The sequence below is a fragment of the Desulfovibrio sp. JC010 genome (assembly GCF_010470675.1).
Taxonomy (GTDB): domain Bacteria; phylum Desulfobacterota; class Desulfovibrionia; order Desulfovibrionales; family Desulfovibrionaceae; genus Maridesulfovibrio.
The window spans coordinates 442,430-455,982 of the sequence record NZ_VOIQ01000001.1; the positions used below are offsets into that span (position 1 = coordinate 442,430).

At 51.7% G+C, this 13,553-nt stretch carries 5 protein-coding genes and 2 tRNA genes; 5 read left to right on the plus strand and 2 right to left on the minus strand.

What is annotated here, in order from left to right; translation table 11 throughout:
* Nucleotides 1-112: 112 nt before the first annotated feature.
* The 3 genes from FMR86_RS02005 (at nt 113) to FMR86_RS02015 (ending at nt 3,090) form a co-directional block, all read left to right on the plus strand.
* Nucleotides 113-189 (plus strand) — tRNA-Arg (locus tag FMR86_RS02005).
* A 200-nt stretch (nt 190-389) separates the two neighbouring features.
* A tRNA-Arg gene (locus tag FMR86_RS02010) sits at nt 390-466 on the plus strand.
* 206 nt (nt 467-672) lie between these two features.
* On the plus strand, nt 673-3,090 hold the full coding sequence (locus tag FMR86_RS02015; protein ID WP_163349390.1) for a cache domain-containing protein: 2,418 nt from the start codon (nt 673-675) through the stop codon (nt 3,088-3,090).
* A gap of 12 nt (nt 3,091-3,102) precedes the next feature.
* Here FMR86_RS02015 and FMR86_RS02020 read toward each other — a convergent pair whose 3' ends face one another.
* Complete coding sequence (locus tag FMR86_RS02020; protein WP_373682440.1) at nt 3,103-3,510, minus strand: hypothetical protein; 408 nt, start codon at nt 3,508-3,510, stop codon at nt 3,103-3,105.
* A gap of 215 nt (nt 3,511-3,725) precedes the next feature.
* Between FMR86_RS02020 and FMR86_RS02025 the strand changes: the two genes are divergently transcribed.
* Nucleotides 3,726-9,125, plus strand: a complete 5,400-nt coding sequence (locus FMR86_RS02025) for an alpha-2-macroglobulin (protein ID WP_163349392.1) — start codon at nt 3,726-3,728, stop codon at nt 9,123-9,125.
* A 105-nt stretch (nt 9,126-9,230) separates the two neighbouring features.
* On the plus strand, nt 9,231-11,537 hold the full coding sequence (gene pbpC, locus FMR86_RS02030) for a penicillin-binding protein 1C (RefSeq protein ID WP_163349393.1): 2,307 nt from the start codon (nt 9,231-9,233) through the stop codon (nt 11,535-11,537).
* A gap of 404 nt (nt 11,538-11,941) precedes the next feature.
* On the opposite strand, the gene FMR86_RS02035 is transcribed toward pbpC, so the two are convergent.
* Complete coding sequence (locus FMR86_RS02035) at nt 11,942-13,513, minus strand: SidJ-related pseudokinase (RefSeq protein ID WP_163349394.1); 1,572 nt, start codon at nt 13,511-13,513, stop codon at nt 11,942-11,944.
* Between the last annotated feature and the right edge of the window lie 40 nt (nt 13,514-13,553).

Below are 13,553 nucleotides of genomic sequence, written 5' to 3' on the forward strand. Positions count from 1 at the left end.
TATTACGGACCAATACAGACTGTAGCCAAATAATAAATTCACAAAAACACTAATTTATTTTAAAATAACACTTGACCTTAAGAGGCTTTCTCCATAGAACCCTCTTCAACGCGCGCCTGTAGCTCAGCTGGATAGAGTGCCGGACTACGAATCCGTAGGTCAGAGGTTCGAATCCTCTCAGGCGCGCCACTAAGTGAATTCAAAGGGTTACGATCAAATGATCGTAACCCTTTTTTCTTTTGTAATTCATTTTCAGACACACTCAGTCAGTTAACTCTGAAATTCAAAATCAAACTCTCCCCAAATAATCCAAAACAACTTTTTTTCATTTTTTTTGCATTTACCCTTGACCATTCTCGGAAATACACATAAACACTCTTTCTCGACGCGCGCCTGTAGCTCAGCTGGATAGAGTGCCGGACTACGAATCCGTAGGTCAGAGGTTCGAATCCTCTCAGGCGCGCCACTAAGTAAATTCAAAGGGTTACGATCAAATGATCGTAACCCTTTTTTTATACCCATCCCCCGCACATCCACAAAATCTATTTTTTAAGCCTGATACGGCAATACTTCCTTGTTACCGCCTGCCCGGAGTGTTACTATCAAAAGTGATGACTCATGTTCCGTTCAATTTCTTAATCTGATCCGGAACCAAACAAACACGGTATTCATATGAAAAGCATTGTCTCCACACTGTCCCGCTATATGCTCTCCCTGTGCTTCTCCGCTATTTTCATTTTCGGGGGGCTGACGGTATATTTTATGATCACTGATTATCAGCGGGAAATCCTTGAGTCTGAAACTTCAATTTTCGGCGGAGTCGAAGACCGTTTGGTTAAAGAAGTTACACGGGTCCAGCACTCAATTGAATTCACCCTGAACAACAACCAGAAAACAAGCATAAAAAATATCAAAGCCGCCATTCTGGAAGCCCATAGTCTGGCAGAGAATCTTTACGCCACATATAAAGAGACAATGAATGAAAAGGAGCTGAAAAACCTTATCAAAAAGACTCTCAACGCCATGGTTTTCGATTTTTCCGATTCATACCTGTTCATTTTGACAATGGATGGAACAGGTCTGCTGAATCAGGGAATGCCTGAAATAGGACAAAAGAACGTCCTGAATATGAAAACGCAGGACAACAAACTGATCATTCAGGATATGATCGACCTCATTGCACAAAGAGATGAAGGATACATAGAATACACGTGGCCCCGCCCCGGAAAGGACAGAACACCGCGCCAGAAAACATCATTCATTAAATTATTCAAACCGTTCAACTGGATCATCGGAACAGGAATATATTACGATACGGTCACCAGAAGGACTCAGGATGAAATACTGGGCAGACTCTCCCTGATGCACCGGGGCAGAGATGAAATTTTCGCGGGAACCTTTGACGGGAGATCTCTGCTTGGAGTGTCAAAAGGCAAGAATCTGCTTAACCTTAAAGATCAGGACGGAGTATATATAATCAAGGACCTGATCAGGACAGCCAAGACAGGCGGCGGCTTTATTACTTACAAAACCCCCACCTTCAGCCCGACTATCAAGTCATACAAGAAATTGAGTTACTGCTCATCTGTTCCGGAATGGGGCTGGTTTCTGTCATACGGCATAGATGTCGGCAGACTGGAATTCCTGCTCAAAGAACGCAAAGAAAAACTCTGGAACACGCTGCTTTTCCAAATTGCGGCAGTACTGGCCCTTGCGTTTCTGATTTCACTGGTCAGCATCTTCTTTTCGGGACACTTCAAAACCATGCTGGCGGATAACTTCAATTCACTTGAAAACTTTTTCCGCAAGGATACGGGATCCACCACAAAAATAGACCGCTCAAAAATCGACTTCAGCGAATTCGATAAAATGGCAGAACTGGCCAACAGCATGATCGACAGCAGGGAATCCGCAAAAACAAAACTGCTAAAATCCGAAATAACCTACCGCGAAATATTCAACTCCACTAAAGATGCCATCGGTGTTCTGGATTTGCAGAAGAGGGTTTTCACTGATGTGAATCAGGCTTTTCTGGATTTCTTCAAAATGGAAAGAATGGACGCCATCGGCATGAGCCCGGAGATAATCAGTTTCAACAGCCCGCCTTACGACAGCAAGTACGCCGCTGAACTGTTCAACAAAGCTCTTTCCGGTGAATCCGTACACTTTGAATGGATGGTCAGAAAAAGCACCGGAGAGCCTTTCTGGACCGACAACCTTGCCAGAGTAGCCTCCATAGGCGGGGACAAAAAACTGCTTGTGGTAATGCGTGATGTCACCGAACGACGAAAGATGCAGAAAATTATGGTCCAGACCGAAAAAATGATGTCTGTGGGCGGACTGGCCGCAGGCATGGCTCACGAGATCAATAATCCGCTGGGAATCATCATGCAGGTCACCCAGAACATAATCCGCAGGACATCGCCGACACTGAAAAGCAACCTGCCAGTTGCTGAAAAGTGCGACATCGATCTGGATAATCTGCGTAACTATATGGATAAAAGAGGGATAAACGAATATCTGCGCAGCATTCAGGAGGCCGGCACGCGCGCGGCAGCAATTGTAAAATCAATGCTTGATTTCAGCCGCAGGAGCACTTCCGCAAAATCCAGCGGGACAATTGAACCGGTAATTGAGACCGCCATTTCACTGGCATCAAACGACTACGATTTCAAAACAAAATACGACTTTAAAAAAATAAATATCATCCGTGATTTCAACTCATCACCCATGTTCAATTTTACGGAGATGGAAATAAGTCAGGTTATCCTCAACCTGATCAAAAATGCGGCTCAGGCCCTGTCTGAAGAAAAGAACACCCACAAAATTCCAACCATAACCATCAGGACTTCTTCTGATGAGAACTTCGTGCGTGTGGAAATTGAAGACAATGGTCCGGGCATGGACAACGACAAACTGAAACGAGTCTTCGAACCCTTTTATTCCACCAAGAGACCGGGGGTCGGAACCGGACTGGGACTTTCTGTGTCCTATTTTATCGTCACCCAGAATCACGGGGGAACAATAACAGCGGACTCCACTCCCGGTGAAGGGACCAGATTCACCATAAGCCTGCCCATACTGACCTAGACCCTGCTCCGGCTACCCTTCAAGCAGCATCTCAGCATAGATCTGGCTTTTGGTTTTGCCGAGGTTGGGCAGGTATTCGCCGTCGGCAATCAGGGACCAGACCAGCCGGGCCAGCCGGGCCGGGGCAACCTGGGTATAGCTGTTGCGGGCTTCAACCAGCTTTTCCTGCAGGATACGGGAAACATTTTCATCTCCGCTAAGATCGAAAATAACATCTATATCGATACCCATTTCAATAATGCCGCCCAGATCAACAACCGGGATATCCTTTTCTTCGGCCAGTTTCCGGCCCGGAGTATCACACATTTCACAGACCGCCTTTACGGTCATCACACTCTCATTGGACATAGCTTTTTCCAGAAAAGCTTTACCTACTCTTCCCAACCCGACAATGGCAATATTGTGGTTTTCCAACGTCACACTCCTGTCTTAACCATAACTAATATATTTTTTATAACTATACATAGTTACAACCATCTTGCAAACAATACTGAAGATACGGACAAACAAGGATATGCCGTGCTATTATCCGGAGACTGGATATTTTCCACGATGACGGTGCTGCAAAAAAATGGCATCATCCATTCACTAAACGGACGCAATATTAATAGTATATATAAAAAGAGGATTTCACCATGGACAGAGGACCAACCCCGTTCAAGGACAAAAAAAACATCATCATCGCTCTGCTGCTCATGATCTGCATGATTCAGGCGGCAGGTCTGCTCAAGACCAAACATGAATCAGTCTCCGCAAGGATGAACTCGGGAGAAGGCGTAAAGGTCACCGACGTCAGTCTCGACAGTCAGGGTTATTCACAACTGCTGCTTGCCTTTGATATGCCCATCGGCCCGGAAGCACCTTCCTATGCCCTGAAAAAAGCCCCGGCAACCATCACCCCGGAAGTAAAAGGAGAATGGCGCTGGATCAACCCCTATGCCCTGCGCTTCACCGCCGACCCGGCGTTCAAGGGCGACACCCGCTTCACCATTGAAATGAAGCCTGAAAACTTCCTGCTGAACGGCCAGATCCTTCGCGGGGAAACAAAATTCAACGTGCAGACCGGAAGCTTCGGAGTCAAAGAGATCGGCCTGCGCACGGAACCGCTGCCCGGACAAGGCCGAAAGGTCCGCATTGAAGGCCACATCAATTTCAGCAATTACGTAACCCCGGAAAACACCCTCAAAAATCTTTCCCTGAGCGGACCGGACGGTAAGGATATCCCCTTAAGCATCACTACCAATTATGATGACTACTACCAACGCTTTGTAAGTGCTCCGGTCGAGAAGGAATTAGAGCCGAAAACATACGTCCTCAAAATCAACAAAGATCTGCCCGATGGACGCGGGGCCATGGTGCTGGGCAAAGATTATGAAAAGAAAATCGAAATAGTTTTCGATCCCGTGCTCGGCTATTCCGGTTACAAAGCTGCAAGCAGCCTTTCCGGGGCCCGGTTGGAACTTGGCTTTTCCAGCCCGGTAATCCCGGCGCAGGGACTTGAGATGCTCTCCATCAATCCCGCGCTCAATGTTTCCGCAGCTGCGTCCGGTAAAAAACTGATCCTCTCCGGCCCCTTCAAGCCGGGTAAAAAATATTCCGTCACCCTGAAAAAAGGACTTGCCGCAGCTGACGGTGCGCTGCTCGAAAAAACAATCACCGAAAACATCTCCATCCCGGACATATCCCCCACCGCCGACTTTTCTTCTGCCGGGATGTTTCTCTCGGAATCCGGAGACAAGACCCTCGGTATAGAAACCGTTAACACCCGTGAAGTAAACGTCACCGTGGACCGGGTCTTCCCTAACAACCTGTTCTCGCTCTTCACCCATTACGGGTACATGGCCTTTGATCCCAACACCTACGGCGGCGGCATTTCCGCTGCTCTGGGTAATAGAATTTTCTCCGGCAGGATTAAAACCTCCGGCAAAAAGAACTTAAAAACCACCACTCCGCTGTCCGTAAAAAGCTTCATTGCCAAAGGAGGCAAGGGACTTTACCGTATTGCGGCCACAATCCCGGGGCAAGGGCGCGGCGTACAACGCTGGGTCATGATCACAGATCTCGGAGTGGTCGCCAAGCAGGGCGATGATGAAACCCTGTTCTGGATTTCCTCTCTTTCCAATCTCAAGCCCGTGGTTGATGCCAAAGTACAGCTGATCAGCAACCGCAACCAGCTCATTGCAACCGGGACCACCAATTCACGCGGCATACTGGTCATCAAAAAAAATAAAATGCGCAAGGACCTCGGCCGCCCGTATATGGCTGTAGTTACCCGCAAAAACGACATGACTTTCATGCTCATGGACCGTTTTGCCACCGACCGGGCCGGGCTTGATATTGCCGGGCAACGACTCTCTCCTAAAGGCTTGACCGCCTTCACTTACGGAGAACGCAACCTCTACCGTCCCGGTGAGACTGTAAAAGGCGTTGCCGTGGTCCGCGACCGCAGCCTCAAGCCGCCCAAGAAAATGCCCGTGATTCTGATCTACTCCGACCAGCGCGGACGGGAACTTTTCCGCCGCACCGTGCACACCGATGATCAGGGCATGATTGAATTCAAACGGGCCGTCCCCGACTACTCGCCTACCGGACAATTCAACATCAAACTGCTGGCCGGAAAGGAACGGATCGGCAACTTCCGCTACTTGGTGGAAGACTTCATGCCCGACCGCATCAGCGCGGAAATCATCACCGCAAAATCTGCCTCCGCAGGTCAGGACCTGAATTTCGAAGTTGAAGGACGCTATCTGTTCGGTCCCCCGGCGGAAGACCTTCCGGTATCTGCACGGGTAATGCTGGAACCGGCCCAGTTCAATCCTGAAGGCTACGAGACCTATCGCTTCAACACAGATAAGAGCAGCTTCAAACCCCGCGAAATTCTGAAAACAGAAGCCAGACTGGACGAGTCCGGCAAGTTTTCTTTCTCCGCAGCCATTCCGTCCAGTCTCAAATCCGACTCAGCCATTCAGGCCCGGCTCACCGCACGGGTCAGCGAGACCGGAGGTCGCGGGGTTACCGCCAGCAAAACCGATGCTGTACTCATTTCAAAATTCTTCCCCGGCCTGAAAATGCTGGACAAACAGGGCTACGAGCAAGGCGAATCCGTCAAACTCGATTACGTGACCCTGACCCCGCAGGGCGAAAAAACCAAGGCCGGAAAGCTGATCATGAAGCTTTACCGCGACCGCTGGCAGACCATTGTGCGGGCCACTCCGTCCGGTTCATATAAATATGTCACCGAACGCGACCCGCAACTAATGGAAACCCGCGAAATTTCCGCAACCGACGCCACGGGATCATTCAAGGTCAGCCCGCCGGAATTCGGCAGCTACCGCGTTATCCTCAGCGATCCCGCATCCGGGGTTTCCGCACAGGCTGACTTTTTCTGCGGCGGCTGGGGCTATTCCCCGTGGGCCTTGGAAAACCCGGCCCGCCTTGAAATCATCCCCACCCGCAAAGGCGATTACAAGCCCGGCGAAATGGCCGAGTACCAGATCCGCACTCCCTTTGCCGGACGCATGCTCATTGCCATTGAAGATAACACCATCCGCTGGACCAAGACCCTTGAGGTCAAAGGCAATACCGCCACCATCAAGGTTCCGGTGCAAAAAGGAATCAGCACCAACGCTTACGTAACCGCCACCCTGATCCGCACGGTGAACAAGCTTGAAGCCGGGTCCAGTGCCCGGGCGGTAGGTGCGGTGCCTCTTTTCGTGGACCGCGAAAGCAACAGGCTGGGCATCGACATCACCTGTCCTAAGACCACCCGCCCCGAACGGACCGTGGCCTTGCAGGTACAGACCAAACCCGGTGCCAAGCTGACCATTGCCGCTGTGGATGAAGGCATCCTGCGTCTTTCCAATCAAAAAACTCCCAGCCCCTTTGACTACTTCTATGCCAAACGCGCCCTCGGCGTGCGCTGGTCTGATACCTTCGGGCTGCTCATGCCCGATGCCGGACCGATCAACAAATCCGCGGCAGGCGGCGGCAGGGAACTGGCCATGATGAAACAGTTTGCAGGCAGTTCCGCCATCCGCAGGGTCAAGCCGGTCACTTTCTGGTCCGGGATCATTACTGCGGACAAACACGGCAAGGCTGTCTTCAATGCTGAAATACCTGAATTCAGCGGTGCGTTACGCATCATGACTGTAGTCAGCGACGGTAAGAAATTCGGCTCGGCCTCAAAAATCATGACCGTGCGTTCGCCGCTTATGGTCACCCCGACCCTGCCCCGTTTTCTGGCCCCGGAAGAAATATTCGATATCCCGGTCAGCGTGCGCAACGATACCCCGGAAGACGGCAATTTTAGCATTGCTATCAAAACCAGCGGTGCCTTGCACAATGAAATGGGACTTGAAGGATTCATAGTTCCGCAATCCAGACAGAAAACCGCTTTCTTCAAAACCGAAACAGGAACGGATCTCGGCCCTGCAACCTTCAAATTCGCAGTGGAAGGCAACAATGAAATGGCCGGGACATCTATCGACCTGAACATCCGCGCGGCCCTGCCTGTGCAGCGTTCAGCACAGTCCGGTTTCATAAAAGATAAATCGACCGTGTTTCCTGCCAAGCTGGAAGGCATGCGCGTGGCAACAGCCGAGCGCACCATCGTCATCGGCAACCAGCCCATGATCAGGCTGGCCGGGAAACTCGATTACCTGCTCAAATATCCCTACGGATGCGCAGAGCAGACTGTTTCACAGGCTTTCCCGCTTTTGAAATTTCCGGAACTGGCCCGCGAGCTTTCGCCGCAATCCTTTAAAAAGGAATCCCCGCAATACATGGTTCAGTCCGCTCTGAGCAGGCTCTCCATGATGCAGACCTCGGACGGCGGTTTTGCCATGTGGCCCGGAGGACATCGCTCCGAGCCGTGGGTATCCGTCTACGTGCTGCATTTCCTGCAACAGGCCGCAATCTCCGGTTATCAGGTGGATTCCATGCTCCTCAACCGCGCCAAGCGGTTTGTCTCCAACAACTATGCCGATACAATTCGCGACGGCTATTCATACCTGTTGCCCTGCTACGCCCAGTACGTGCTGGCCCGTTCCGGCAAGGTCATGCACGGTCCCATGAACTATCTGCGCGAGCGCAAGGCAGCGGACATGGACAAACTCTCCCTGACCCTGCTGGCCGGAGCCTTTGCCGCTTCCGGCGACATGGCCGCATACCGGGAACTTATCTCCGCCAAGCCTGCACCGCTTAAAGGCAAGGACAAAGACGAGCATCTCAGCTCCGAAGTCCGTGATCTCGCCCTTGAACTGCTGGTGCGCATGGAGGCCGATCGCAAGGACGACGCCATCCCGCAGCTTGCCGACAAACTCTACAATCTCATGGCCGACAACGGACGCAACATCACTCAGGATAACGCGCTCGGTTTTGTCGCGCTGGGCAGTTTTTTCGCTCAGACCAAATCCGCGCCGCACCCTGCCGGGAAAATCATGAGTGGAGGTAAAGAACTGGCATCGTTCAAAACCAACGAAACTGCACAGGCGATTGTAGCTGGCGATGCTCCGCTTTCCATTGAGCTTGAATCTGCTCCCAAGGAAGGCACCTTTGTCTGGTCCATCAACAGCCGAGCCGTGCCGAGCATCGAAAGCTGGGAGCCATATTCCAACGGACTTGAAATCAAGCGGGAGTTTCTCACACGTGACGGTGAGCCCCTCGACGTAAACGATATCAAGCAGGGACAGTTGGTAGCCATGCGCACGGTGGTCAGTTCCACTGCCAAGCCTGTAGCCAATGCGGTGATCAGTTGTCTGCTGCCGTCCGGTCTTGAGCCGGAGAACACCAAGCTCGCCACCCGCGAGGATCTGCCGTGGATCGCCAAGGGTAACGTCAGTCCCGATCACGTGGATATCCGCGATGACCGCATCTTGGTCTTTTCCGACATCCCCGCCAAGGGCAAGATCGAGAACGTGACCCTGCTGCGCGCCGTCACCCGCGGGGAGTTCAAAGTGCCCCCGGTGCAGGTGGAAGGTATGTACGATCCTGAAAAATCCGCAGCAACGGCATTAGGTAAGATGAGTATTGAGTGATGTCTCCGGCGTCTGGGGAAGGGAAACTTTTGCAAAAGTTCCCCTTCCCCAGACCCCATCCCTTCAAAACCTTTTAGTTGTACCGTTAGTTAAGTTCAGGCCGTGATGAAAAAGAAGAATTTATTTATACTTGGTGGGTTGGTCCTTTTTCTCATCATTAGTTTTTTTGTGCTTGATCTTCTCTTTCCCTTTCCAGAACACAAGCTGCACCCGCCCGTGGCCTCGGTTGTAAAAGACCGGGATGGTAAGGTATTACGTATTTTCCTGCCCCCGGACGGGGCGCGGCGCATGCATGCGGATTTTGCGAAGATTTCCCCGGTATTGAAGAAGACTCTGCTGGCTTCTGAGGATCAGTGGTTTGAATATCATCCGGGGGTAAATCCGGTTTCGATCTTTCGCGCGGCGATTATGAATATTGCTGCAGGAAAAGTGGTATCCGGGGCTTCTACCATTCCCATGCAGATTGCGCGCATGACTGAGCCGAAGAAACGGACGCTCTGGGCCAAGACCATTGAAGGGTTCCGGGCTTTACAGCTCAAACTGCATCATTCCAATGACGAGCTTTTAGAAATTTACCTGAACATGCTGCCCTACGGCGGAAATATCGTCGGCGTGGGCGCGGCATCCCATTTTTATTTCGGACATGGGCCGGATAATTTATCGTTGGGGGAATCAGCTTTACTGACCACTATCCCGCGCGGTCCGGTGTTTTACGATCCCCTGCGCAATCCGCAGCAGGCCCGTGAAGGCCGCAACCGGGTTATGCATCAGTTGGCGAAGAAGGGAGTTTTCCCGCCAGATGAAATTGAACGCAATATGAAATTGCCCCTGCCGAACTCCATTCGTTCTGTTCCGCTGGAAGCTCCGCATTTCTGTCGCATGGTTCTGGAGCGTAACGGACAAATTCCTGAGACTGTCACAACACTTGATTCAGAATTACAGAATGCTGCGCAGGCAAAAGTTAAAACCCACGTGGCCCGCTTACGCGGAGACGACATCGACAACGCAGCCTGCGTGATCATCCACATTCCCAGCCGCGAGATACGTGCCTTGGTCGGTTCAGCGGACTTTTTTGAAAAAGGATTCGGCGGGTCCATCAATCTGGCAGATAAAAAACGTTCCCCCGGATCGACCCTCAAGCCTTTCATCTACGGGCTGGCTTTTGATCAGGGCAAACTGGTCCCGGCATCTTTTGTTTATGACATCCCGGTAGATTACGCCGGATATTCACCCAAAAACTATGACCACATGTACCACGGGCAGGTCACTGTACGGCAGGCACTTGCAAAATCTTTAAATATCCCGGCGGTAAACACCCTTGCCAAAACCGGGGTGGCGGAATTCATCGACCTGCTCAAAAAAGGCGGAATCAGTACGCTGGATAAAGCTCCCATGGAATATGGCCTGCCTCTCGCGCTGGGCGGCTGTGAAATCAAGCTGACCGAGCTGACCAATCTTTATGCATCCTTGGCGGATGGAGGCAGATTCAAGCCTTTTACCGCCACTGCCACCATAAACAAACTCGGGACCCAAATTCTTTCGCCTGCAGTAGTATGGTTGGTGCTTGAAATGCTTTCTTCGGTAAGCAGACCGGAAATGAACGAAACTTGGATGCTGACCCGCGACATGCCGGAAACGGCATGGAAGACAGGAACATCCTTCGGGCATCGCGACGCATGGGCCGTGGGTGTTTCCGGGGATTACGCCACCGGGGTCTGGGTCGGCAACCCGGACGGCAGACCGCGCAAAGGGATCTCCGGCGCAGTACATGCCGGGCCGCTGCTCTTTGACCTGCTCCGTCTGGCCGCACCGGGCGGTAAACTGCCCCCGCCGCCGGAAGGTTCCGGTATCAGCGAAGTGGAAGTCTGCGGACACAGCCGCCAGCTTCCCGGCCCGTTCTGCACTGAGCGTACTACCATGCGCACCCTTTCCGGCAAAACACGTTTGCACCCTTGCGAAGAATGCCGCCAGATTTTCGTGGATTCAAAAAGCGGCTACCGCATTTCCGGAGAATGTCTTGGACGCAAAGGCATCAAAACAAAAATCATCCGCACCATCCCGGCCAAGCTGGCCCGCTGGCGGGCGGAAAACAGTCTCGAAGTACCGCACATGCCGCCGCTGGCCCCTGATTGTGATTTAATCCCGGCAGGAATCGCGCCCAAGATCATCTCCCCGGCAGCAGGCACGCCCTACCTGCTGCGCAAGGACACCCCGCTGAAATTCCAGCAGATCGGACTCAAAGCCGAAGCCGGACCGGACAGCGGGACTTTGTACTGGTTTCTGGATGGACGCTTGGTTAGTCAGGGTAAATTTGATGAGAAGCTGTTCACCGAAGTAAGCGTTGGAAAACACAGGATTTCGGTAAGTGATGAGATCGGGCGCGTGGATGCTGTGGAGTTTGAGGTGAGATAAAATTTAACTCCGCACTTGATATTTGAACAAAGAATACTTAATCTAAATAAAAAGGGTGGAAGTGCGGTCACACTTCCACCCCGGAGCAAGGTCTTACCGATGGGCCTATGCCTCTAGTTTACATGTGTGAGACACGGCCACCTACCACGACCGGCAGGTGGCCGTGTCGCGTTTCAGACTATTCGTCTTCTTTCACTACAGCATCCAGTACTTTTTTGATTACCCACGAGCCTAAGCCCACAAGTATTCCTTTCAAAAGCCAGATAAGAGCTGTTGCAAATGAAACCATTGGCGGTTCCTTTCATTTGCTCCTGACCGCAGTTTGAAAGAAAGGAACCCATCGGCTGCGGCCTCACACCTCAATATAGCTTTTGACGTTTTAAAACAAGAAAAACTTTATTTCACTACCCCCACCTATCTCCTAACGCCCGCGAAGCAATACAGCACCCGGCAGCCATGGCCGACCATTCGATAATTTCCGGCAATGATATGGTGCTGTTGAAGTCACCGAGATGCGGCCCGGTGGTCAGAGGGATGTCTTCCTTATTCTTTTCTATGGAATATGCCTTATCCTCTGCCATGCCGCATTTGATGAGATATTTACGAAACTCATCATCTTCTAAAATTTCCTGATCCACCACACGCATGAATTCGAACATGTGACGGTCCACGCCCATTTCATTGATCATATCCTGCACCAATTCCGGGATGTGCAGGTTTATTTCGTTCTGAAATTCTTTTCCGGTAAAGCCTTGGTAATATTTGTCAAAGCAGTGTTTAACGGCCTGTTCGAAAAAATCCGCATCAAAAAGATGGCGGGCATCGATTGGTTCTTCGTCGGCATCAAGTCCGCAGAGCTGCGGTTCCTGCACCCGGAACCAGCTGCCCAGCACCAGCAGGATGGACATGAAATGTGAACCGATGGCCCAGTAAAATGGATCGCGGCCCGGTTTCATGACCTGCAGATGTTCGAAATCCCGCAGACCGGAACGTCCGAAATTGGGGTAGCGGCAGGAATCAAGCCAGCGGTCTAGGCGTCCGAACCTGCGCCATTCGTAGACACCCTCATCCGTGCGTCGCGTGGCCTGCACCCGGTTATGAAAAAGAGGAATAGGCGCATCATGCACTATGCCCCGCCCGGCCAGCTGTCCGAGTAAAAAGGAATTGCGGCCCATGATTTCCAGCATTTCTTCAGCGCAGCAGCGTTTATCCTCGCGGTCATCATTGGGATATACGAAATAGTCGCTGTGGGCGTGGTAAGCCATGGCGTAGAGTTCTTCGTGCAGATTTTCCGGTGCGGATTCGGGCAACCCTTCGAGCTTAAAAACCACGTGCCCGCCGATGGTGTAGGGCTGAGGACAATCGAAACGCACGCCTTCTGTCTCGGATTCATTGCAAAGCCGTTCCATCCAGCGACCTTCGAGATGCAACCCTTGCGGCTCTTCGCCCTTGCGCAGAATTTTAACGGCAAAAATACGTTTTTCGCCCGCAGCCTGCATGACCGCGCTACGCCCGGAAAAAACGGGTTCACCGACCACTTCGGCATTCTTGAGCAGGGTTTCCCATTTCACAGAAGGAGCGAAACCGGAAAACGGCTTCGGGGGATCCAGCAGGGAAATATCAAAAGGCAACACCCCCAGCCCGCCGGAAGCTTCAATTGATGCGTATTTCTTACAGCTGGATGCAGCCTGAACCTGTAATTGCAGAGCGGAATGGGAAACCGCACAATCCGGACAACCGTGACCGATTGCGGCAAGGGCCTTGGCGCATTCCCGGTAAAGCAGCTGAGACATGCGCTGGGAGCTGTAACGCTGCTCCATGATCACATCCCAGACCGCGTGGACGATTTCATTGTCCGCGAATTCCGGCTTCTTTTGCAGCAGGGAGCGTAGATTGCGCATATCCATATAGGCTGCGCTGAATTCCCGATCCGGGGTCAGGCCGTCAGCGTAAAAATTTGCATCCGATTTCTTCAATTTGTTCCTCACATTTATTCTCTGGAGGGAGAGTTATATT